The organism is Actinomycetes bacterium (genome assembly GCA_035506535.1).
Taxonomy (GTDB): domain Bacteria; phylum Actinomycetota; class Actinomycetes; order DATJPE01; family DATJPE01; genus DATJPE01.
Genome location: DATJPE010000039.1, coordinates 1 through 21983, shown reverse-complemented (window position 1 = coordinate 21983; position 21983 = coordinate 1). Strand labels below are relative to the sequence as shown.

At 72.6% G+C, this 21983-nt stretch carries 21 protein-coding genes; 13 read left to right on the top strand and 8 right to left on the bottom strand.

Annotation, left to right across the window (positions count from 1 at the left end):
- Positions 1–110 precede the first annotated feature (110 nt).
- The 6 genes from VMI11_06445 to VMI11_06420 all read left to right on the top strand — a co-directional run bounded on the left by VMI11_06445 (position 111) and on the right by VMI11_06420 (position 6631).
- Positions 111–1280, top strand: coding sequence for a helix-turn-helix domain-containing protein (locus tag VMI11_06445; GenBank protein HTY72051.1), 1170 nt, complete (start codon positions 111–113; stop codon positions 1278–1280).
- 104 nt (positions 1281–1384) lie between these two features.
- Positions 1385–2575 (top strand): acyltransferase domain-containing protein, encoded by a 1191-nt coding sequence (locus tag VMI11_06440; GenBank protein ID HTY72050.1) that lies wholly within the window; start codon positions 1385–1387, stop codon positions 2573–2575.
- Complete coding sequence (locus VMI11_06435; protein HTY72049.1) at positions 2572–3582, top strand: beta-ketoacyl-ACP synthase III; 1011 nt, start codon at positions 2572–2574, stop codon at positions 3580–3582. Before VMI11_06440 ends, VMI11_06435 begins: the two co-directional genes overlap by 4 nt.
- Positions 3583–3644: 62 nt before the next feature.
- Positions 3645–3890: an acyl carrier protein gene (locus tag VMI11_06430; protein HTY72048.1), complete on the top strand. Its 246-nt coding sequence runs from the start codon at positions 3645–3647 to the stop codon at positions 3888–3890.
- A gap of 49 nt (positions 3891–3939) precedes the next feature.
- On the top strand, positions 3940–5181 hold the full coding sequence (gene fabF, locus VMI11_06425) for a beta-ketoacyl-ACP synthase II (protein HTY72047.1): 1242 nt from the start codon (positions 3940–3942) through the stop codon (positions 5179–5181).
- Between the two features lie 106 nt (positions 5182–5287).
- Positions 5288–6631 carry a carboxyl transferase domain-containing protein gene (locus VMI11_06420; GenBank protein HTY72046.1) on the top strand — a complete coding sequence of 448 codons (1344 nt, stop codon included), beginning with the start codon at positions 5288–5290 and terminating at the stop codon, positions 6629–6631.
- A 71-nt stretch (positions 6632–6702) separates the two neighbouring features.
- On the opposite strand, the gene VMI11_06415 is transcribed toward VMI11_06420, so the two are convergent.
- Positions 6703–7197 (bottom strand): DUF3145 domain-containing protein, encoded by a 495-nt coding sequence (locus VMI11_06415; protein ID HTY72045.1) that lies wholly within the window; start codon positions 7195–7197, stop codon positions 6703–6705.
- A 200-nt stretch (positions 7198–7397) separates the two neighbouring features.
- Here VMI11_06415 and VMI11_06410 point away from each other — a divergent pair, with 200 nt between their 5' ends.
- A complete protein-coding gene (locus tag VMI11_06410; GenBank protein HTY72044.1) occupies positions 7398–8012 on the top strand; it encodes a hypothetical protein in 615 nt (204 codons plus the stop codon).
- Between the two features lie 150 nt (positions 8013–8162).
- Here VMI11_06410 and VMI11_06405 read toward each other — a convergent pair whose 3' ends face one another.
- The gene (locus tag VMI11_06405) at positions 8163–8909 is read right to left on the bottom strand and encodes a hypothetical protein (protein HTY72043.1); all 747 of its coding nucleotides are present in this window, start codon (positions 8907–8909) and stop codon (positions 8163–8165) included.
- A gap of 194 nt (positions 8910–9103) precedes the next feature.
- Between VMI11_06405 and VMI11_06400 the strand changes: the two genes are divergently transcribed.
- From VMI11_06400 to VMI11_06385, 4 genes are read left to right on the top strand one after another with little or no spacing between them, the layout of a single operon-like run.
- Positions 9104–10006 (top strand): ABC transporter ATP-binding protein, encoded by a 903-nt coding sequence (locus VMI11_06400; protein HTY72042.1) that lies wholly within the window; start codon positions 9104–9106, stop codon positions 10004–10006.
- Positions 10003–11643: an ABC transporter permease subunit gene (locus tag VMI11_06395; GenBank protein ID HTY72041.1), complete on the top strand. Its 1641-nt coding sequence runs from the start codon at positions 10003–10005 to the stop codon at positions 11641–11643. The genes VMI11_06400 and VMI11_06395 overlap by 4 nt, the downstream gene beginning before the upstream one ends.
- Positions 11644–11680: 37 nt before the next feature.
- On the top strand, positions 11681–12034 hold the full coding sequence (locus tag VMI11_06390) for a helix-turn-helix transcriptional regulator (GenBank protein HTY72040.1): 354 nt from the start codon (positions 11681–11683) through the stop codon (positions 12032–12034).
- Entirely contained in the window at positions 12031–12825 is a 795-nt protein-coding gene (locus VMI11_06385) for a permease prefix domain 1-containing protein (protein ID HTY72039.1), read from the top strand. The genes VMI11_06390 and VMI11_06385 overlap by 4 nt, the downstream gene beginning before the upstream one ends.
- Positions 12826–12850: 25 nt before the next feature.
- On the opposite strand, the gene VMI11_06380 is transcribed toward VMI11_06385, so the two are convergent.
- Complete coding sequence (locus tag VMI11_06380; GenBank protein ID HTY72038.1) at positions 12851–13600, bottom strand: hypothetical protein; 750 nt, start codon at positions 13598–13600, stop codon at positions 12851–12853.
- A gap of 152 nt (positions 13601–13752) precedes the next feature.
- Between VMI11_06380 and VMI11_06375 the strand changes: the two genes are divergently transcribed.
- Positions 13753–15366, top strand: a complete 1614-nt coding sequence (locus VMI11_06375; GenBank protein ID HTY72037.1) for a DHA2 family efflux MFS transporter permease subunit — start codon at positions 13753–13755, stop codon at positions 15364–15366.
- Here VMI11_06375 and VMI11_06370 read toward each other — a convergent pair.
- From VMI11_06370 to VMI11_06350, 5 genes are all read right to left on the bottom strand, one after another.
- Positions 15305–15793, bottom strand: a complete 489-nt coding sequence (locus VMI11_06370) for a flavodoxin domain-containing protein (GenBank protein HTY72036.1) — start codon at positions 15791–15793, stop codon at positions 15305–15307. The two genes, VMI11_06375 and VMI11_06370, sit on opposite strands and share 62 nt — an antisense overlap.
- A gap of 102 nt (positions 15794–15895) precedes the next feature.
- Entirely contained in the window at positions 15896–16255 is a 360-nt protein-coding gene (locus tag VMI11_06365) for a VOC family protein (protein HTY72035.1), read from the bottom strand.
- Positions 16256–16291: 36 nt separating this feature from the next.
- Complete coding sequence (locus VMI11_06360; protein HTY72034.1) at positions 16292–17011, bottom strand: ABC transporter permease subunit; 720 nt, start codon at positions 17009–17011, stop codon at positions 16292–16294.
- A complete protein-coding gene (locus tag VMI11_06355) occupies positions 17008–17931 on the bottom strand; it encodes an ABC transporter ATP-binding protein (protein ID HTY72033.1) in 924 nt (307 codons plus the stop codon). Before VMI11_06355 ends, VMI11_06360 begins: the two co-directional genes overlap by 4 nt.
- A gap of 460 nt (positions 17932–18391) precedes the next feature.
- A complete protein-coding gene (locus tag VMI11_06350) occupies positions 18392–18880 on the bottom strand; it encodes a helix-turn-helix domain-containing protein (GenBank protein ID HTY72032.1) in 489 nt (162 codons plus the stop codon).
- 119 nt (positions 18881–18999) lie between these two features.
- Between VMI11_06350 and VMI11_06345 the strand changes: the two genes are divergently transcribed.
- Positions 19000–21983, top strand: a 2984-nt coding sequence (locus VMI11_06345) for a hypothetical protein (GenBank protein HTY72031.1), incomplete at its 3' end; no start/stop codon positions are given.

Genomic DNA, 21983 nt, shown 5'->3' with positions numbered 1-21983 from the left:
GCGCCCGTTGCATCCGACCCGGTCCACGTCGCCCGGCCCGAGGCGCCGATTGTCATGACCGCACAACGACCGCCTCCACGAGGCAGCCACACGGCCGTACTCTTCCCGGCATGGCCACCCCCGCCGTCGCCGTCTCCGCGGAGACGGTGCGCCGCCTCGAGCGCTCCAGCGGGGCGCTGGCCACCGATGCGATCACCCGCATGGAGGAGCGGCTGCCGTGGTATCGCGCGATGACGGCCGAGCAGCGCTCGTGGGTCGGGCTCATCGCGCAGGCCGGGATCGCCGCCTTCGTGGCCTGGATGCGCTCCCCCGACGACGGCTTCGGCGTCACCGCCGAGGTCTTCGGGCTGGCCCCGCGCGAGCTCGCGCGGGCGATCACCCTGCAGCAGACCGTCGAGCTGGTGCGGACCACCATCGACGTGGTCGAGGAGCAGGTCGACGCGTTGGCCGAGCCGGAGTCGGTCCCGCTGCTGCGCGAGGCTGTGCTGCGCTACAGCCGGGAGGTGGCCTTCGCCGCCGCCGACGTCTACGCGCAGGCAGCCGAGGCCCGCGGCGCCTGGGACGCGCGGATCGAGGCGCTCGTGGTCGACGCGCTGCTGCGGGGCGAGGTGGACGAGGGCGTTCGCTCCCGGGCCGCAGGCCTGGGCTGGACCGCGACGTCGGCCATCTGCGTCGTCGTCGGCCAGGCGCCGCAAGCCAGCCCCGAGGACGTCGCGGACGGCCTGCACCGCGCCGCCCGCCACGCCCATGTCGACGTCGTCGTGGGGGTGCAGGGCGAGCGGCTGGTCGTCGTGCTCGGCCGGGTGGACGATCCGCTCGCCCGCGCGCGGGCGCTGCTCCCCCACTTCGGGCCCGGCCCGGTCGTCGTGGGGCCGGTCGCGGCCGACCTGGCCGGCGCGGTCCGCTCCGCCTCGGCCGCGCTGTCCGGCTCGCGCGCCGTGGCGGCCTGGCCGGACGCGCCCCGCCCGGTCCTGGCCGAGGACCTGCTCGCCGAGCGGGCCTTGGCCGGTGACCAGGAGGCGCGGCGACGACTGGTCGCCGAGGTCCACGACACGCTGGTGGCCGCCCGCGGGGACCTGGCCGAGACGGTGTCGGCGTACCTCGAGCAGGCCGGATCCCTGGAGGGCACCGCCCGGTTGCTCTACGTCCACCCGAACACCGTGCGGTACCGGCTGCGCCGGGTCAGCGAGCTCACCGGGGTCTCCCCCACCACCGCGCGCGGCGCATTCGTCACCCGGCTCGCCCTGGCGCTGGGCCGTCTGGACGGCGCGCAGGCCTGACCTCGCCGCCGACCCGACCTTGGAGGATTCCTCCAAAGTCGGCTCCGGGAGGTTGGTGGCCATCGGCATCCGGTCACCCGCCCGGGTTCCGGCACCGTTGGATGGTGCTCGTCGTCGTCGCGCCCGGGCAGGGCGCCCAGACCCCCGGCTTCCTCTCCCCCTGGCTTGAGCTCCCCGGCGTCCTGGACCGGCTGCGCTGGCTCTCGGCGTGCGCCGGCCTCGACCTCGTCCGCTACGGGACGCAGGCCGACACCGAGGAGATCCGTGACACGGCCGTCGCCCAGCCCCTCCTCGTCGGAGCGGGCCTGGTCACGCTGCTCTCGGTCTTCCCTCACCCCTCCGACGCCTACGGCAAGATCGGAGCGGGCGCCGGCCACTCCGTCGGCGAGCTGACCGCCGCGGCCGCGTCCGGGGTGCTGAGCGCCGAGCAGGCGATGGTCCTCGTGCGCGAGCGTGGCCGGGCCATGGCCGCGGCCGCCGCGGCGACTCCCACCGGCATGACTGCCGTCCTCGGCGGGGAGCGCGACGAGGTGCTCGCCACGATCTCCAAGCACGGACTGACCGCGGCCAACGACAACGGAGCGGGCCAGCTGGTGGCCGCCGGCACCTTGGACCAGCTCGACGCGCTGGCGGCCGAACCGCCCGCCGGGGCCCGGCTTCGTCCGCTGCAGGTGGCCGGGGCCTTCCACACCGAGCACATGGCGCCGGCGGTCTCGGTCCTCGCCGGGTACGCCCGCGCGGTCACGGTCCACGACCCGCGGACGCGGCTGATCTCCAACGCCGACGGCGCGGTCGTGCACCACGGCCGAGACGTCCTGGCCCGCATCGTCAACCAGGTCGCCAACCCGGTGCGCTGGGACCTGTGCATGCAGACCATGGCCGACCTCGGGGTGACCGCCCTGCTCGAGATCCCCCCGGCGGGGACGCTGGCCGGGCTGGCCAAGCGCGCGCTGCCCGGCGTCGAGGTCCTGGCCCTCAAGACCCCCGACGACCTGCCCGCGGCGGTCGACCTGGTGGCGCGGCACGGGACGCCGAGTCCGGTCGCCGACGCCCCGACCTGGCGCCTGCTCGTGGCGCCGAGCAAGGGCACGTTCCGCCGGGCCGCCTCGGCGGGTGACACCGGTGCCGCCATCGAGCCCGGCAGCCAGGTCGGGTCGGTCGTCGGCCTTCGCGACGAGGCCGCCGTGATCGCCCCGCACGGCGGTACGGTCGTCGAGTGGCTGGTCGAGGACGGCGACCCGGTGGGACCGGGCCAGCCGATCGTTCGTCTGCACCCCCAGGCGGTGTCCGCGTGAGCGTCGAGCAGGGCCTGCGCCCGAGCTCCCCGTCGCGAGCGTCGCGACTGCTGGGCTTCGGCGCGTACCGACCCTCCCGGGTGGTCCCGAACTCCGAGATCGTGGACCGGATCGACTCCAGCGACGAGTGGATCCGGGAGCGGTCCGGCATCGCCGAGCGACGCGTCGCGGGAGACGGCGAGACGGTGCTCGACATGGCGACCTGGGCCGCCGAGAAGGCCCTGGCCAACGCCGGCCTGACCGCGGACCGCATCGGGCTGGTGGTCGTCGCCACGGTGACGTACCTGCGCCAGACGCCGGCCGCGGCTCCGATCATCGCCGACCGCCTGGGCGCGAACGGCAGCGCCGCCTTCGACATCTCGGCCGCCTGCGCAGGGTTCTGCTACGGCCTCGAGCTCGCCGCCGACGCGGTCGCCAGCGGCAGCACCGAGCACGCCCTCGTCATCGGCGTGGAACGCCTCAGCGACCTCACCGACTCCTATGACCGAGGGTCGGCGTTCATCTTCGCCGACGGCGCCGGCGCCGCCGTCATCGGCCCGAGCGACGTCCCCCTGATCGGCCCGGTGGCCTGGGGCAGCGACGGCTCCCAGGCCGACGCCATCGAGCAGGCCGAGTCGTGGGACGCCCTGCGGGACAACCCCGAGATCCGGTTCCCGGCGCTGTCCATGAAGGGGCAGCAGGTCTTCCGGTGGGCCGTCTACGACATGCCCAAGGTCGCCCAGCGCGCGCTGGACGCCGCGGGCGTGAAGGCATCCGACCTCGACGTCTTCGTCCCGCACCAGGCCAACCTGCGCATCATCGACGCGATGGTGCGCCAGCTCGACCTGCCCGAGGACGTCGTGGTCGCCAAGGACATCATCGACACCGGCAACACCTCCGCTGCCTCGATCCCGCTCGCCGTCAGCCGGCTGCTCGAGTCCGGACAGGCGAAGAGCGGTGACCTGGCGCTGTTCATCGGGTTCGGCGCCGGGTTGGCCTACGCCGCCCAGGTGGTCGTGCTGCCCTGAGGGAGCATCCAGACTCACCGGCCGGGGCCCCGGCCGGTGTTCCAGCCAGAGAAGGAGAACGCATGGCCACCGAGCAGGAGGTCCTGGCCGGCCTCGCCGAGATCGTCAACGAGGTCGCGGGCGTGCCCGCCGCCGATGTCCAGCTGGACAAGTCCTTCACCGACGACCTGGACATCGACTCGTTGTCGATGGTCGAGGTCGTCGTGGCGGCCGAGGAGAAGTTCGGCGTGAAGATCCCCGACGACGAGGTCAAGAACCTCAAGACGGTCGGCGACGCGGTCGCCTACATCCAGCGCTCGGCCGCCTGACCCTTCGCCGGTCAGCCACGAGCCTTCATCACAGGACGGGTGACATCGAGTGAGCACTGACGAGCGAGTCGTCGTCACCGGGCTGGGGGCGACCACCCCGGTCGGCGGGGACGCGAGCGCGACCTGGGAGGGCCTGCTCGCCGGCCGTTCCGGCGTCAGCCTCATCGAGGAGTCGTGGGCCGACGAGCTGCCCGCGCGGATCGCCGCGCGGGTGGCCGTCGACCCCTCCGAGGTGATGGACCGGGTGGAGGCGCGTCGCCTCGACCGTACCGAGCAGCTCGCCCTCATCGCGGCCCGCGAGGCCTGGGCCGACGCCGGCCGCCCCGACGTGGACCCGCTGCGCCTGGGGGCCGTCGTGGCGAGCGGCATCGGCGGGGCGTTGACCCTCCTGGGGCAATGGGACGCGCTGCGCGAGAACGGGCCACGCCGGGTCTCCCCGCACGCCATCCCCATGCTCATGCCGAACGGCCCGGCCGCCTACGTGGGGCTCGAGTACTCCGCCCGGGCGGGCGTCCATGCGCCGGTCTCCGCCTGCGCGTCGGGTGCCGAGGCCGTGGCGTACGGCTTGTCGATGATCCGCTCCGGGCGGGCCGACGTCGTCCTCGCGGGCGGTACCGAGGCCTGCCTGCACCCGCTGCCGCTCGCCGCCTTCGCGGCGATGATGGCGCTGTCCAAGCGCAACGACGAGCCCCAGCGCGCGTCGCGGCCCTACGACAAGGGCCGCGACGGCTTCGTGTTCGGTGAGGGCGCGGCGATCCTCGTGCTGGAGCGGGAGTCCTACGCCCGCGCGCGGGGCGCCCGCATCTACGCCGAGGTCGCCGGTGCCGGGCTGACCTCGGACGGACACCACATCGCCCAGCCGGACCCGGTCGGCACGGGCGCCGCCCGCGCCATGCAGGCCGCGTTGCGCGACGGCGGTGCGAGCGTCGACGACGTCGTCCACGTCAACGCCCACGCGACCTCGACCCCCCAGGGCGACGTCGCCGAGGCGGCCGCGATCCGGGCCGCGCTCGGCCCGGCCACCGAGCACGTGGTGGTCTCGGCCACGAAGTCGATGACCGGGCACCTGCTCGGCGCCGCGGGCGCGGTGGAGTCCCTCGCCGTGGTCAAGGCGCTCCACGAGCACGTGGCGCCGCCCACGATCAACCTCGAGGACCCCGACGACGAGGTCCGCCTCGACGTCGCGACCGGGGAGCCCCGCCGCCTCCCCGCCGGCGACATCGCCGCACTCAACAACTCCTTCGGGTTCGGCGGGCACAACGTCGCCCTGCTCTTCCGCTCGATCTCCTGACCCCGCCCGCCGTCGGGTGACGGTCCCCGCACCAACGCCGGAGGCACTCGTGACCGTCGACACCAAGCCACAGGTCGAGCTCGACCCGCGTCACCCGCGGGTACGCATGAGCGCGTTCTTCGACCCGGGGTCCTACACCGCGATCACCGCGGAGGACGACAGCGGGATGCTCGCCGCGACCGGCCGGGTCGAGGGCGTGCCGGTCGTGGCCTTCTGCTCCGACCCGACCGTCCAAGGCGGCGCGATGGGCACGGCCGGCTGCAAGGTCATCCTGGCTGCGTACGCCCGCGCGCTCGCTGACCGGGCGCCGGTCGTGGGCCTCTGGCACTCCGGCGGGGCGCGCCTGCGCGAGGGGGTGGGCTCGCTCCACGCCGTCGGCGAGGTCTTCGCGATCATGACCCGGGCGTCCGGCATCATCCCCCAGATCTCGATCGTGCTGGGCGCGGCCGCCGGCGGAGCCGCGTACGGACCGGCCCTCACCGACATCGTGATCATGGGCCCGGAGGGTCGGGTGTTCGTGACCGGCCCCGACGTGGTGCGCTCCGTCACCGGCGAGGACGTGGACATGCTGCGCCTGGGCGGCCCCGAGCCGCACGGCCGGCGCTCCGGGGTCGTCCACGTCGTGGCCGAGACCGAGCGCGCGGCCCTCGACGAGGGTCGCAAGCTCTCGGTGCTCCTGGGGTCGCAGGGCAGCATCGGCCCGGTCGAGGACCTCGACCTGGGGGGCCTGCTGCCGGACTCCCAGAAGCGCGCCTACGACGTGCACCCCCTGGTCGAGGGCTTGCTCGACCCGGGCACCGGGGTCGAGCTCCATGCGAAGTGGGCGCCGAACATCACGACGACGCTCGGCCGCCTCGGCGGACGCAGCGTCGGTGTCGTGGCGAACAACCCGCTGCGCCTGGGCGGCTGCCTCGACTCGGCGTCGGCGGAGAAGGCTGCGCGGTTCGTGCGGATGTGCGACGCGCTGGGCGTCCCCCTCGTGGTCGTCGTGGACGTCCCTGGCTACCTGCCCGGCGTCGGCCAGGAGTGGGACGGCGTCGTCCGCCGCGGGGCGAAGCTGCTTCATGCGTTCGCCGAGTGCGTGGTACCGCGCGTGACGGTCGTGACGCGCAAGGCGTACGGCGGCGCCTACATCGCGATGAATGCCCGCTCGCTCGGGGCGACCCGGGTCTTCGCGTGGGACGGCGCCAAGGTGGCCGTCATGGGGTCGGTCGCCGCCGTGCGCATCCTGCACCGCCGGCGGCTGGCCGAGGTGCCGGAGGAGCTGCGCGCGCAGTTCGAGCAGGAGCTGGCCGACGAGCACGAGCTGGTCGCCGGCGGGCTCGACAAGGCCACCGCGCTGGGTGTGGTGGACGAGGTCATCGAGCCCGGCCGTACGCGCTCAGCCGTGGCGGCGGCCATCGCCGTCGCCCCCGCCGTCCGGGGCCACCACAGCAACATCCCCCTCTGACCCCCTCTCCTGCCGGAATGAACGCGGCCTTGCTCCAATAGGTCGGCAGGAACGCCGCGTTCATCCAGAAGTCAGACGACCTGGTGGAGCCAGCGGACCGGGGCGCCCTCGCCAGCCCAGCGGAAGGTCTCGAGCTCGTCGTCCCACGGCTTGCCGAGCAGCCGGTCGACCTCCTCGGCGAGGTCCAGCCCCTCCCGCCGCGAGCGTTCGACCGTGGCCCGCAGGCGGTCCTCGGGGATCATCACGTCACCGTGGACGCCCGTGACGGCGTGGAAGATCCCCAGCGTCGGGGTACCGCTGAACCGCGCGCCCTCGTTGCCGGTGCTGGGCTCCTCGGTCACCTCGAAGCGCAGGTGCAGCCACCCACGCAGGGCGGAGGCGATCGCGGCTGCCGTCCCGGGGGCGCCCTGCCAGGACAGCTCCGCACGGTAGGTGCCCCGCGCGGCCCGCTGCGCCGTCCACTCCAGGGTCACGGGTACGCCGAGCACGCCCGCGATCGCCCACTCGACGTGCGGGCACAGCGCAGGCGGTGCGGAGTGGACATAGACCACGCCACGAGTCGTCACGGTGACCTCCAGTTCGCCGGGGTTCGGCTTCCCCTCCGACCCCGATCGCGAACCTGGTCCCGTGCTACGGACGTCACTGCGTCATCGAACGTCACTGCGTCATCGAAGTGACATCAGTGGGATTCTGCCCCATCGGCGCCGTCTCGCGCCAGCGGGGCACGCTGCGGACGGGCGCCGGCACGGCAGGAGAGGATGGGGGCGTGACCGAGCGACCCCGGCGACCCGCCCTCTTCGGCCCGGCCGCGATGGCGACGGTGGCCGACCAGACGTCCGAGGCCGACCCCGGCCAGCGGCTCGAGGCCGCACACGCGACGGCGGCCGCGGTCGTGGGCAGGACGCGCGACGGCGACCGGTCGCCCGACGAGGAGCGCGTGGTACGCCTCGCCGAGGAGCACGGCCTCGAGGCGCTCGCGGCGCTGTGGGCGCAGGCCGCGCCGGACAGCCTGCCGGGGGCGCTGTGGCGGCTGTACGCGCTCCGCGCCTGGGTGCGCACCGCCCCGAGGGAGGCCGCCCGCCTCTACGCAGCCGGGGCCGTCCACGCGCCGGTGCTCGCCGCGGTCGCCGGCGTACCCGAACCTCCCGGACCCGAGGAGGTCGCGGCGCTGGCGGACACCGTTCTCGCCGGCCTGGTCCGCGGCGAGCTCGACGTCGCGCTCGACCGCGCGGCGGCGTTCTGTCGCCTGGTCGCCGCCGGCCGCGCGGAGCTGGCCGACGAGGACGACGAGCGGGCCGGCTTCTCCGCCGTCCGGCTGCTCGCCACCGGCGAGGCGCTTCAGTCGGCCGCCAGAGCCGCCCGCGCGGGGCACCTGGTCTGAGCGCACCACCCGCCCCGACACCCGGACGCGGGAAGCCGTCGCGGCCACGACGCGTTAGGCTCGCTGCGGCGTCGGGCCGCGGTAGCCCCGGGTCCCACCTTGGCCGCTTCGAGCGGCGCTGCGCCGTGAGGCGCTCCCGGCCCGACGCCCTCAGACCTCCGGGCTGAGCGGCCCCGCGACGGTCGAGGGGATGGGCTCGGCAGGCGGCACCGCAAGGTGCGCGCCGGCCTGCCCGTTCAGCGCGACCGCCTGACCGTTGACGGCCACCGCGCCGGCCTGGCCGTTGGCCACGCCGGCCGGCTGTGGGTGCGGTTCGCCCGCCGAGAGGTCGATGACCACGGTGCGGGTGTCGGCGCCGTGGAACTGGGTCAGCCAGGCCCGCCACTGCGGCGCGTGCTTGGTGTAGACGCTGATCTGGTAGAGCGGGGAGCACTCGAGCACGAACTCCCCCTCCGCCGCCTGGCGCCAGCCGTCCAGGCCCTGGGTGCGGTAGTACCCGCCGGCCCCGTTGTCGAAGGCCAGGTAGCCCGAGCTGTACGCGGTGATCTCGCCCTTGCCCAACGGCACGTGCGCGGCGGGCACCGGGTGGAAGAAGCGGGCGACGGCGTCGGTGATCAGGACCTCGCGGCCCAGCACCTCACGCTGGCGCGCCTGCTCGGCCTCGACCTGGCGGCGCAGCTGCCGCGCGCGTACCGGTGTCACGATGAGGGTGGCCACCGCCGCGACCAGGCCGATGACGATCGGCGTGCCGATCACGGTCACCAGCAGCCAAGGCTGCCTGCCTTGGGTCACGACCAGGTAGATCCCGGCCGCCAGGGCGAGCACGCCGGCGAGCACGCAACTGATCCAGACACCGAGACGGGTCCCGGTGGAGGGCCTGTGCGCGTGTGTGGACATCGACCAATCCATCGCGTTCGAGTACGTCGGTCAGGGCGTGCCGGACCTGGCGAACGCCCCCGAGACCATGATGATCCAACCGCACGCCAGGATGACGGTAGGGCACAAAGCCCATCTTCAGCACCTTCACGCAGTCAGAACCGCCCGTCAGGCACGTACTCAGAACCGCCCGTCAGGGCCGCCAGGAGGTCACGGTGAGCAGCGCGGCGATCCGTACCGAGGGCCTGTCCAAGAGCTTCGGCGGCGTCCGGGCGCTCGCCGACCTCGACCTCGAGATCGCCCCTGGCGAGGTGTTCGGCTACCTCGGGCCCAACGGGGCGGGGAAGACGACCACGATCCGGCTGCTGCTGGGGCTGATCCGGCCCACCTCCGGGCGGGCCGAGATCTTCGGGCTGGACGCGCTGCGCGACACGGTGGACGCGCACCGCCGCGTGGCCTACGTCCCCGGGGAGGCCAACCTGTGGCCGTCGCTGACCGGCAGCGAGACCCTCACCCTGCTCGGGAAGGTCCAGGGCGCGGCCGACCCGGCGTACCGCGCCGAGCTGATCGAGCGCTTCGACCTCGACCCGTCCAAGAAGGTCCGGGCCTATTCGAAGGGCAACCGGCAGAAGGTCGTGCTCATCGCGGCCCTGATGACGCGCGCCGACCTGCTGCTGCTCGACGAGCCGACCGCCGGCCTGGACCCGCTGATGGAGCAGGTGTTCCGCGGCTGCGTCGCCGAGGCCCGCGTGCGGGGACAGACCGTCTTCCTGTCCTCGCACATCCTGAGCGAGGTGGAGGCGCTCTGCGACCGGGTCGGGATCCTGCGCCGAGGGGTGCTGGTCGACCAGGGCACCCTCGCCGAGCTGCGCCATCTCGCGGCGCTCACCGTCGAGGCGAGTTTCGACGGGCCGGTGCCGGACCTGTCGGCCGTACCCGGCGTCACCAAGGTCGAGGTGAGCGGTCGGACCGCCCGCTGCCAGGTCACCGGACCGGTCCAGCCGCTGCTGGAGACCCTGGCTCACGCGGGAGTTCGTGAGCTGCTGAGCCGGGAGCCCTCCCTCGAGGAGCTGTTCCTCGCCCACTACGGCGACGGCGAGGGCGGGACCGCCCCATGAGCGCGGCGACCGTCGTCCAGCCGACCACCCGGCGCCCCGGGGCGGTGGTGGGCGTCCAGACGAGCAGGCAGGCCGGCCGGTCGGCACTGCTCTGGGGGGCGGTGTTCGCGCTGTACGTCGCCGCGTCCGCCCTCGGCTACGCCTCGGCCTATCCCACGCAGGCCGAGCGCGACCGGCTGGCGCAGTCCCTGGGCTCCAACCCGGCCGTGTCGGCGATCATCGGCCCCGCGCACGCCATCGACACGGTGGCCGGGTTCACCGCGTGGCGCACCCTCGGCGTGCTGAGCATCGCCGGTGCCGTGTGGGGGCTGCTCCTCGGCACCAAGCTGCTGCGCGGCGAGGAGGACGCCGGACGATGGGAGCACCTGCTCTCCGGACGGACCACGCGCCGGCGCGCCGCGGCCCAGGCCCTCGTCGGGCTCGGCATCGGCATCGTCGTGCTCTGGGCGATCCCCGCCGTCGCCGCCGTCGCGGTCGGGCGTTCCTCGAAGGTCGGGGTCGGGGCCGGGCCGGCGCTGTTCCTGGCGCTGTCCCTCGTCTGCTCGGCGGCCATGTTCCTCGCCCTCGGCGCACTGGCCAGCCAGCTGGCGCCGACACGTCGGCAGGCGGCGGCGTGGTGCGGGGCGGTGCTCGGGGTGGCGTACGGGCTGCGCATGGTCGCCGACTCCGGCGTCGGCCTGGACTGGCTTCGCTGGCTGACCCCCCTCGGGTGGGTGGAGCAGCTGCGACCGCTGGCCGGGGACGAGGTGGCGCCGCTCGTGCCGATCCTCGCCCTCATCGCCGCGGCGGTGGTCGCCACCGTCGAGCTGGCCGGCCGCCGTGACCTCGGCGCCTCCACGATGCCGGACCGCCAGGACGCCCGGGCGCGCACGGCGCTGCTGGGCGGGCCGACCCGCCTCGGTGTGCGGCTGACCCGGCCGGTGGCGCTCGCCTGGGCGGCCGGGGCGGTCGTCTGGGGGCTGCTGCTCGGCAGCATCGCGAAGTCGGCTGGTGAGTCCCTCGCCGGGAACTCGACGATCAGCAGCATCGTCTCGAAGCTGGGGGCGGCCGGGGCCAGCGCGAAGGTCTACCTCGGGCTGGCCTTCCTCATCATCGCGACCATGGTGTCCCTGGTGGCCGCCGTCCAGGCCGGGGCGACGCGGGCGGAGGAGTCCAGCGGGCGACTCGACCACATCCTGGTGCGCCCGTACTCGCGGACCGCGTGGTTCACCGGGCGGCTGGCGATCGCGCTCGCGCTCGTCGCAGCCGTCGGGCTGGCCGCGGGCCTCGGCACGTGGATCGGGGCCGCGCTGCAGAACTCCAGCCTGGGGCTGCCGTCGCTGCTGGGTGCTTCCCTCAACGTCCTGCCGCCGGGCGTCCTCGTCGTGGGAGTCGGAGCCCTGGCGATGGGCTTCTGGCCGAGGGGGACCGCGCTGGCGGCGTACGGCGTCGTCGCCTGGTCCTTCCTCGTCGAGCTGATCGGCGGCGTCGTCAACGCCAACCACTGGCTGCTCGACCTGTCGATCCTGCACCACATGAGCGCCGCCCCCGCGATCGCACCGGACTGGGGCCGCAACGCCGTCGTGCTGGCCCTAGGCGCCGCGGCCATGGTGGTCGGGGGCATCGGGTTCGCCCGCCGCGACCTCGCCGGCGACTGACCTTGACGCGGGCCGACATTACCTAGACCATCGAGGTATGTCGACCGACCGGCTGCGTGGCCAGCTCGACCTGGTGCTGCTCGGCGCGCTCGCCGACTCCCCCGGGCACGGCTACGAGGTGATCTCCACCCTGCGCGAGCGCAGCGAGGGCTTCCTCGACCTCGCCGAGGGCTCGGTCTACCCGGCGCTGCACCGCCTCGAGGACCAGGGTCTGCTGGCCAGCGACTGGCAGCCCGTCTCGGGCCGCCGGCGGCGGGTCTACCGGATCACCCCGGACGGCCGTACGGCGCTGCGCGCGCAGACCCGTGACTGGCACGCGCTGCGCGCCGCGGTCGACCGCGTGCTGCGCCCGATCGGCCTCGCCGACAATCCCGCGGCGAGCCCGGCATGAGCGACTCCCCGCTGGAGGCCTACCTGGACCAGCTCTTCGCGCAGGCGGGCGCGCTGCCGCCGCGCGAGGCCCGCCACCTGCTCGCCGAGGCCGAGGAGCATCTGCGGGACGAGACCGAGCGTGGGGTGGCGGCCGGACTGGAGCGCACCGCGGCCGAGCGGGCCGCCGTCGACCGCTTCGGGCCGGTGCACGAGGTCGTGGGTGCCGAGGCCCGCCGGCAGGGCGTACCGCTGCGCGTGCTGGTCCGGGAGGTGTTCGCGACCGCGCTGCTGCTCGGAGCCGTCGGGGCGCTCGCGGTGGGTGCCAGCGGGGTCATCGCGCTGGTCATCGGGCTCATCGGCGGCAACGGCGCGCTGGCCGCGGTACGGCCCGACCAGGTGCTCGCCCCCGCCGACTGCGCTCGCTGGCTCGCGCTCAGCCCGCACGCGACGAGCTGCCGGGCCGCCGCGATCGAGGACTGGGCCGGCGAGGTCGTGACGTACCGGATCGCAATGGGTCTGCTCGGTGCCGTGGCGCTCGCGCTCTTCTGGGCCCTGCGCCGCCGACCCGACGGGCGCCGGCGCTGGGCCCTGCTGCCCGGCTCGGTGGTGGACACCATCGCCATGTGCCTGTTCGGCGCGGCTGGGGTCTGGACCCTCGCGCTGGGCGTTGACGCCCTGGTGACCCAGGGCGGCTCCGGAGCGGGGCAGTGGCTGAGCGCCGCGCCGGTCGCCTTGGCCGCGGCGACGGTGTACGGCCTTCGGCTCGTGAGCGACCTCCGCCGCGCGCCCGCCCAGGTGTCGCCCGCGTAGCCGGCGGGCGAACAGCCGGTCTGGGTCAGGCCTGGACGGCGAACTCCCGGTGGCAGGCCGGGCAGGTTCCGTGCGCACCGACCTCGAGAGGCTCGATGCCGTGGCCGCAGAACGGGCAGTAGCCCACGTCCACCCCGGCGAGCGCCTCCTGACGCAGCTCCGGTGCGCTGATCCGGTGCAGGACCGGCATGCTCACCACGCCCGCGGCGAGCAGCACCATGACGACGCCGAGGAGGCGGCCGAAGGGCGTACCGCTCGGCTGCACCCAGATGGCGACGATGACCATCGCAGCGGCCAGGAGCGTGAGCACCGTCGTGGCCAGCATGACGACCCGGAAACGGGGAGCGAGCCGGGCCAGGGCGAGGACGCAGAGCAGCACGCTTGCGACGGCGACCACCGCGACCGTGCCCAGCGCGTTCCCCCAGGAGTCACTGGCGAAGGTGCTCCAGATGACGACCTGGAACAGGGCGAACGTCACGAGGACGGACACCACGGCGACCAGCGGGACCGGCCACATGGCCCGCCGTTCGAGGGCGGGCGCGCACACGAGGATCGCGAGCACGGCCACGGTCACCGTGACCGAGGTGCCGAGGACCTTGCCCACGTGCTCTCCGGGGTGCGGAACCAGCAGCGCGGCGATCCCGATGAGGGCGTTGATCGCGACGGACGCGAAGAACACGACGAGTCCGACGCGGCGCAGCCGACGGCTCAGCAGCGTGTGGTGGTCAGGAGCGGGAGCGCCGGGAAGCGCCGAGAGACCTGCGGAGCTGGACATCACCGATCACCTCCACGACCGGGTCTTCCACCGCCAACGGTGCGTACCCCTCACCCGGATGGCTAGAGACCAAGGTCACCTGGCTGGTGACGCCCTCATGATCGGGTCGTTCGGCCCTGGGGTCCAGCCGCCAGGCGGGTCACGCTGGTGGCATGGTCGTCGCCGAGACCGGCGTTGGCGACGCCTCCAGCCTGGTCCACCGGAGGCGCTGGGCGATCCTCGGTGTCCTCGTGGTGAGCATCCTCGTCGTGACGCTGGACAACACGGTGCTCAACGTGGCTCTGCCGAGCATCCAGGAGGAGCTGGGTGCCACGCAGAGCCAGCAGGAATGGATCATCGACGGCTACACCCTGGCCTTCGCCGCGCTGCTCTTCCCGTACGGCGTCACCGGCGACCTCATCGGCCGGCGAAGGGTCCTGTTCTGGGGCTTGCTGCTGTTCGGGCTCGGCTCGCTCGCGTCGGCGTACGCCGCGACGCCAGACCGGCTCATCGCGATGCGCGTGGTCATGGGCTGCGGTGCCGCCGCCGTGTTCCCTGCGACGCTGGCCATCATCACCAACGTCTTCGACGGCGCCGAACGAGGACGCGCGATCGCGATCTGGGCGGGCTTCAGCGGGCTGGCGGTGGGCATCGGCCCGTTGGTGGGCGGAGCCTTGCTCGACGCGGGCTACTGGTGGGGCTCGGTGTTCCTCATCAACGTCCCGATCGTGGCGGCGGGACTGGTCGGGATCGCCGTCCTCGTCCCGGAGTCCCGCGACGACCACCCGCGCGACCTCGACGTACGCGGCGTGCTGCTCGCGGTCGCCGGCCTCGTGCTCCTCGTCTACGGGCTGATCCGCGCCGGGGAGAGCTCCGACTGGACCAGCCCCCGTGTCCTCCTCTCGATGCTCGCCGGAGTCGCCGTCCTCGCCTGGTTCGTGCTCATCGAGCGCCGCAACCCGGACGCGGCGCTGGACATGACCTGGTTCCGCAACCCGTCGTTCTCATCCGCGGTCACGGCCCTGACGCTCGTGGCGTTCGCGCTCTTCGGGGTCATGCTCTTCGGCACGTACTACCTGCAGTTCGACCGCGGGTACAGCCCGCTGCGGGCCGGCAGCATGCTGCTGCCGCTGGCCGTGGGGATCGGAGTGTTCGCCCCGCTCAGCTCGGTGCTGACCGCACGGTTCGGGCCGCGGGCCGTGTGCGCGTCGGGGCTGGCCCTCATCGGCTTGTCGTTCGGGTCGTTCACCGTCGTCGACCTGGCTACCTCGGTGTGGGTGCTCGAGACGATCCTGTTCGGGCTGGGTGTCGGGTTCGGGCTGGCCATGGCGCCGGCGACGACCGTGGTCCTCGAGAGCCTGCCGCCCCAGCGCGCGGGCGCCGGCTCGTCGGTCAACAGCACCGTCCGGCAGGTCGGCGGAGCTCTGGGGGTCGCCGTGCTCGGGTCGGTCCTGTCGACGGTGTACCGCTCTCAGATCACCTCGTCGCTGTCGGTGCTGCCCGCTCCGGTACGCCGACCCGCCGGAGAGTCCATCGGCGCCACGCAAGTCGTTGTTACGAAACTCGCCGCCCTGCTCCCCGACCGTGGGCTCGCGCTGCTGCACGCGGCCAGCGACGCCTTCATCCACGCGATGCACGTGACAGCCGCGATCAGCGGTGGCGTGATGGTGGTCGCGGTCGCCGTCGTCCTCGTCTTCATGCCGCCGCGCCGGGCCGGACGCGAGGCTACGGCAGCAGGCCCTGGTCGGTCGGCTTCGTCGCGAGCAGCGCGTACGCCCATGCCCTGATCGCGTCCCAGTCCCGCAGGTCGCGCCGCGCCCCCTTGCGCCCCTTGGGGTCGACCCCGCCGAAGACGGCGACGGACGTCGGCGTCAGCGTCGGGTACCTGGCCAAGGCGTTGTCCAGCTGGGTGCGCGAACGCTGCCAGGCCGCCCCGTCGTCCTCGCGCGGCCCCATCCCGAAGACCGCCACGCGGCGGTGCACGAGATCGCCACGATGCCGGCGGAGGAAGCGTCGGGCATCGCGGTGCCACCGGCCGCGGTAGAGGGCTCCGCCCAGCACGACGAGTGAGTAGCGCTCGAGCGTTTCCTTGACCGCGCCGGCAGGGCGTACGTCGACCCGGGCCCCCGCCTCGCCCATCACTCCCGCGACGACCCTCGCGACCTGCTCGGTGGAGCCGTTCTTGGTGGCGTACGCCACGAGCACCTGGGCCATGGTCGACTCCTCGCCTCGCGGTCCTTCCCCAAGCCTCGAACCTTTCCCAGCCTCGGACCCCGTCCCGCCGCCGCGGCAGAGCCGAAGGTCCTCCCCCGCTGCTCAGAGCTGGTGGGCCGTGCGGTGCCTCGGCTCGTACAGGCCCAGCTCTGCTCCGCTGGGCATCGGGATCGTCGTGAAGATCCCCCAGCCCAGGTCCCGGGGCTCGGCGGTCGGCCGGACTCCGTGGGCGGCCAGCTCGGCCAGTGTCGCCGTCAGGTCGTCGCACATGAGATGCAGCTGCGCGGTGGGCTCGCCCTCGGTGGGGTGCACGGCGACCTCGGCGGGAGGCAGCCGGAAGATGAGCCAGTCGTCCCCCGGGCCGCCGGCGCGCTCGAACGGCCAGCCCAGGACGTCACGGAGGAACGCCCGGTCGGCCTCTGCGTCGGAGCTGAACAGCAGGACGTGCGCAGCGGTGATCACGGCCACACCGTAGGAGATCGGCCCCGACTCGTGCGGTCAGCGAGTGCTGGTGATCAGTCGTTCTCGGTCGAAGGCCACCGAGACGACCCGCCAGCCGAGAAGGTCAGCGACGACGAGGACCACAGCCAGGACGACGGCGACCGCGATCGACGCGGGAATGACGTCGAAGGCGACCAGGTAGCAGACGAGGAGTATCGGGAGGCCGGCCAGGGCGGCCAGTTGTTGAGCCACCCTGACGTCCGTGGTGCGGGTCGAGACGGCGATGCCGATCCAGATGGTCAGGACTGCCAGCAACGGCGTGAACAGGATCTGCACCGACACGTCCTGCCAGCTCAGAACGGCGGCCGCCACGCCCGGGTGGGCGAACACCGTGGTGATGAGCGCGAACAGGGCGAAGACTCCGTAGGAGACGACGAGTGAGGGCAGGAGCGCGGCCAGTGCCTTGGCGAGCAGCAGCTCGTCACCGGGGATGGCCGTGGTCAGGACCGGTTCCAAGGACCCCTGCGTCCGCTCGCCGACGACGGCATACGCGGCGATCGTCGTGGGCACGAGGGCCGGGATCCCCAACAGGACGATGAGCGGATCGCCCTGGAGGGTGTGCGCGGCCGAGGTGGGCATCGAGAGCACGAACAGCAACGGGAAGGTGGCCACGCCGACGGGCAGGGCCATCATCGTGGCCACGATCGTGCTGGTCCGGCGGTACTCACGGAGCTCCTTGCGGTAGATCGCACGGATCCTCCCGGCATCGACGCTCACGGCTCGCCCTGCTCGGTGTCGCCGCTGATCAGGCTCAGGTACACGTCCTCCAGGGAGTGGCGTGACTGGGTCAGGGACAAGACGTCGGCGCCGGCCGCGACCAGCGCCCGGACTGCTTCGGGTGCTGACGCCGAGGCGTCGCTCACCGTCAGCAGGTACGTGGTCGGCCCCTGCTGCTCCCACGCGTCGACCCCCGGCAGCCCGGCGAACACCCCGGCCGGGTCAGCGAGGGGAAGCCGGGTTCTGATCTCCACCCCGGCCCCGAACAGACGGGCCCTGAGCTCGTCGGGCCGACCGACGGCGCGCAACGTGGTGTTGAGCAACGCGACTCGATGACACAGGCGCTCGGCCTCGTCCAGGCGATGGGTGGTCAGGAAGACGGTGACCCCGCGGTCACCGAGTCCCTGGATGATCTCGTACACCTCCCGCGAGGCCTCGGGGTCCAGGCCGGAGGTCGGCTCGTCCAGGAACACGACCTCGGCGTCGTTGAGCATGACCCGCGCGAGGCTCACGCGTTGGCGCAGACCCTTCGACAGCTTCCCGCAGGGTTCGGCGGCTCGGTCGGTCAGGCCCACCGCCGAGAGAACGTGGGCGATGCGGGCATGCGGGTCGCGGACCCCGTACAGCCCGGCGAAGCATTCGAGGTTCTCGGCGACGGTCAGGCGCAGGTACAGCCCGGGTGTCTCAGGCATGACCGCGATGCGGTCCCGGATGCTGACCGCGTTCTCTTCTGTCAGGGCGAGGCCGGCCACGGTCGCAGATCCCGACGTAGGAGCGATCAGGGCACCGAGGGTTCGCACCATGGTCGTCTTCCCGGCCCCGTTGGGGCCGAGGAACCCGAACACCTCGCCTCGCCCCACCTCGAGGCTGACATCCTCGAACGCCACCCGATCGCCGAACCGCTTGGTCAGAGTCGTCACCGAGATGGCGACCTGTGACTGTTCCGAACTCGTCGTCGTCAACCCTCATCCATGGGACGGGTGGGGCTCGAACCCACGACCGACGGATTATGAGTCAGGGCCCAAGCCTGCCAGACGGTGACACCCCATGATCCCGGGTGACGTTTCCGCAGGTCAGAGGCCGTTCCCCCTGACACCCCATGACAGCTGGTGCCGTCCACTTCTGTGCAGTCCGTTCCCACCGACGTTCCCACATCAACAAGGCCCAGGATCAGCGGCGGTCCGCGCCCCGCGCCGCGGAAGCCCGATTCGCTTCGGTGATCACCCGGCCGATCGGTGAGTCGGCGGTGGTAGGTGACAGGGCCCTGGGCGGATCCCGTCCGTCGAGCTCCTGGGTAGCCAGGTGGACGAGCGCCTGCAGGGCCTCGTCGCCCGCTGGGTCAGGTCAAGGTCGGACGCGGCTTCCGGGCGGTGCGAGTCTCTAGACGACCTCGATGAGCCGTACTGCCGCGTCCAACGTGTGTGAACGAGATCGTGCCGTCACCGGCCCATGCGCCACAAGCGTCAGCGCGAGTTCAACGCGCTGCCTGGCCCCCCGGCCGGTGGTCGTGATTAGCAAACTGTGGGTCGCCTGAGAGTTGACGTGCTCGATTTCGGCTCGACGCCGGGGCAAGTCCCTTATCGCCGGATCGTTCACTATGGCTGCTGCCTCCGGATGGGTGACGCGCGCGTCGACGAGGCCGGTCAGCAGGGTTCGAGCTCGCTGGGCTCTGGGGGCAGCGTTCGCCGTCTCGGTGACACTGATTTGCTGAGCAAGGTAGGGCGCGAGAACTGCGGCGAGCAGGGCGTCCTTGGACCGGAAGTAGTAGTAGATCGCAGCGACATCCGCATGCACAGCGTTCGCGATGGTTCTCACCGAGACCGCGCTATAGCCGTGAGCCGCGAACATCGTCGAGGCCGTGCGGACCATGTGCGCAGCAAGTTCTGTTGCCATCGGGTAACTCCGATCTGAACGTTCACCCGTAGATCATTGACAGCGAACGCACAGGAACTCTACGTTCGGCCCCAAGTTCAGCACACGCTGAGTGAGTGATCGCGGACCGTCAGTGCCCGTGGTCACTCGTCCGGGGGCTGGCGTCGGTGGCGGCAGCCGAGATCGTGGAGTGGTCTGTGGCTGCTCGTGGTCGTGGTGTCCTCGTTCGTCGCCGCTTCGTTCGTGGGGGGTTGCGGCTGCCGGTGATCGCCGTGGTGTCCGCGGCGGTGGTGGTGTCGATGGCCGGGGCGCCTGCTGCTCATGCGGCGCCGGCGGCTGACACAGGGACGGTTCAGGCGGCTGCCGCGGCGTCGACGCCGGAGACCTATGAGCGCCCGGACTGGGTGTCGGCGGCGTTGGCGGCGCGGTTGTTGAAGCATCGGGTGGAGGACACCTCGCAGCGCACGGAGGTGTCGCAGACGTTCGCGAACCCGGACGGGACGGTGACCACGGAGACCAACCAGTTGCCGGTGCGGGTGCAGGCCAGCGATGGGTCGTGGCAGGCGATCGACACGACGCTGGTGGCGGGCAAGGCGGGGGTGGTCCCGGCGGCGGTGCCGCAGGACCTGGTGTTCTCGGACGGTGGAAGCGGTCCGCTGGTCACGTTGGGCGGGCCGGGCAAGAGCAAGGTGAGCGTGTCGTGGCCGTCGACGTTGCCGACCCCGACCCTGTCCGGGGATACGGCGACGTATGCGGGCGCGGTGCCGGGCGCGGACGGGGACCTGGTGCTGACCGCGACCTCGACCGGGTTCGAGCTGTCCATGGTGCTGCGCTCGGCGCCGGCCTCGGCGTTGTCGCTGGCGTTGCCGGTGTCGTTGACGGGGTTGACCGCCACGAAGGGTCATGGCGGGGTGAGCCTGGCGGACGCGAAGGGCAACGTGGTGGTGTACGCCTCCGCCGGGCAGGCGTACGACGCGACGACGGACGCGAGGTCCGGTGAGGCGAAGCATTCCCGGGAGCTGGAGTGGGGGCTCGGCGGGACGAAGGGTGCCCCGGCGTTGACGCTGGCGCCGGACCAGGCGTTCTTGACGGACCCGTCGACGGTGTACCCGGTGACGCTGGACCCGTCCACCACGATCGCCCGGTCGGCGTGGACGTATGTGCAGTCGACGAACCCGACCACGAGCTTCTACAACTCCTCCGCGTACGCCCGGGTGGGGTCACCGGATGGGACGGAGCTGAACCGGTCGCTGTTCGCGTTCACCCAGGACCTCACCGGTAAGCACATCCTGTCGGCGACGTTGCAGACGCTGGAGGCGTACTCCTCGTCGTGCACCGCCTCCCCGGTCGCGGTGTACGCGGTGAGCGGGTTCGACTCGACGACGACGTGGAACACCCAGGCGAGCGTGGGGTCGGCGTTGGACACGCAGACGGTGGCGAAGGGGTTCGACAGCGTGAACTGCCCGCAGGGCAGCGTGAACTTCACGGTCACCAGCGCGGTGGCGGCGGATGTGGCGGCGTCGCAGTCGACGTATCCGTTCGAGCTGCGCTCGGCGACGGCAACCGAGAGCGATGTGGCGGGGTGGAAGAAGTTCGCGAACAACCCGACCCTGTCGGTCACCTACAACACCCCGCCGCTGGTGCCGGACCAGCTGCTGATCGACTCGTGCACTACGGCGTGCGCCTCTCCGGCGTTGACCCGGTCGGGGACCCCGGACCTGCGCGCGGTCGCCCATGACGTGGACGGCGGGTTCGAGACGCTGGACTTCGAGGTGTGGGCCGGGAACAACCCCTCCCCGACGACCGAGGTGACCTCGGGGACGGTGGCGAACGTGAACAGCAACGCGCCAGGGACCTGGAAGGTGCCGTCCGGGACGCTGGCGAACGGGTCGACGTATGAGTGGCGGGTCCGCGGCGACGACGGCACCGACACCGGACCATGGACCGCCTGGTACGTGTTCAGCGTGGACACCACGGCGCCGGCGACCCCGAGCATCTCCTCGAGCACGTGGCCGGCGGGAGCGTGGACGTCGGCGAACACGGGGACGATCTCCTGGTCCGACACCAGCAGCGACCTCGCCAGCTACAGCTACCAGCTGGACGCGAACAACGCGGTGAGCGTGCCGACGACGACCACAAGCTTCACGGTGACCTCGGCGACGCCGCTGCTGAACGGGCCGCACTCGTTCAAGGTGACCGCGCAGGACAACGCGGGGAACACCACCTCGGCCACCTACAGCTTCAACGTCGGCCAGGCGGCGCTGACCTCCCCGAACGACGGGGACCAGACCGCGCAATACACCCTCATCTCCGCCGCCGGGCCGAGCACCCGGCCGTGGGTGACCTACCGGTACTCCACCACCTTGAACCCGAGTGTCACGGGCACGAACAGCAACCCGGCGCTCGGGTTCGCCCCGATCCCGGTCGGCAACGTGGTGGTGCCCGGGACGACGACACATCCGGGGTCGTGGCCGCAGCAGGCCTCCGGTGGGGTGCTGCCGTCCTACACGTGGGACCTGAAGACCACGCTGGCGCCCACCCAGGAGCCGGTGCGAGTCGAGGCGTGCCTGGGCACCAGCTCCAGCGACCCGAGCCCGGTGTGCTCCCCGAGCCCGGTCGTCACCTACAACGAGGCCATCCAGAACGCCGCCACCGACCTCGGGCCAGGCTCGGTGGATCTGCTCACGGGCGACCTGAGCATCGACGAGACCGACGCGGCGGTGTCCCAGTTCACCGGCGACGGCCTGAGCGTGGGCCGCACCCTGACCACCAAGAACCCCTCGAGCAACACCTCGGGCGCCTCCGGGGTGTTCGGGCCGGGCTGGGTGGCGGACCTGGCCGGCCCGTCGTCCGGGCACGCCGACACGGCGCTGACCGACAACTCCGCCACGACCGGGGTGGTGACCCTGACTGACCCGGACGCGACCGTGACCGAGTACCAGCTGGTCGGGTCGGCGACGAGCTACCCGGTGTCGTTCACCGGGAAGGGCGACGCCTCGGCGGATGGCAGTGTGCTGACCAAGCTGTCCGCGACCTCGTTCACCCTGACTGATGCTGACGGCACGGTGACCACGTGGACGAAGACCGGGTCGGCATGGCC

Excerpts from the sequence above, each read along its gene's own strand:
- VMI11_06350 (HTY72032.1), bottom strand. The coding sequence starts at position 18,880 with ATGGTCCGCACGGCCTCGACGATGTTCGCGGCTCACGGCTATAGCGCG.
- VMI11_06370 (HTY72036.1), bottom strand. The coding sequence starts at position 15,793 with ATGGCCCAGGTGCTCGTGGCGTACGCCACCAAGAACGGCTCCACCGAG.
- VMI11_06380 (HTY72038.1), bottom strand. The coding sequence starts at position 13,600 with ATGTCCAGCTCCGCAGGTCTCTCGGCGCTTCCCGGCGCTCCCGCTCCT.
- VMI11_06445 (HTY72051.1), top strand. The coding sequence starts at position 111 with ATGGCCACCCCCGCCGTCGCCGTCTCCGCGGAGACGGTGCGCCGCCTC.
- VMI11_06385 (HTY72039.1), top strand. The coding sequence starts at position 12,031 with ATGAGCGACTCCCCGCTGGAGGCCTACCTGGACCAGCTCTTCGCGCAG.
- VMI11_06420 (HTY72046.1), top strand. The coding sequence starts at position 5,288 with ATGAGCGCGTTCTTCGACCCGGGGTCCTACACCGCGATCACCGCGGAG.
- VMI11_06395 (HTY72041.1), top strand. The coding sequence starts at position 10,003 with ATGAGCGCGGCGACCGTCGTCCAGCCGACCACCCGGCGCCCCGGGGCG.
- VMI11_06405 (HTY72043.1), bottom strand. The coding sequence starts at position 8,909 with ATGTCCACACACGCGCACAGGCCCTCCACCGGGACCCGTCTCGGTGTC.
- VMI11_06390 (HTY72040.1), top strand. The coding sequence starts at position 11,681 with ATGTCGACCGACCGGCTGCGTGGCCAGCTCGACCTGGTGCTGCTCGGC.
- VMI11_06430 (HTY72048.1), top strand. The coding sequence starts at position 3,645 with ATGGCCACCGAGCAGGAGGTCCTGGCCGGCCTCGCCGAGATCGTCAAC.
- VMI11_06375 (HTY72037.1), top strand. The coding sequence starts at position 13,753 with ATGGTCGTCGCCGAGACCGGCGTTGGCGACGCCTCCAGCCTGGTCCAC.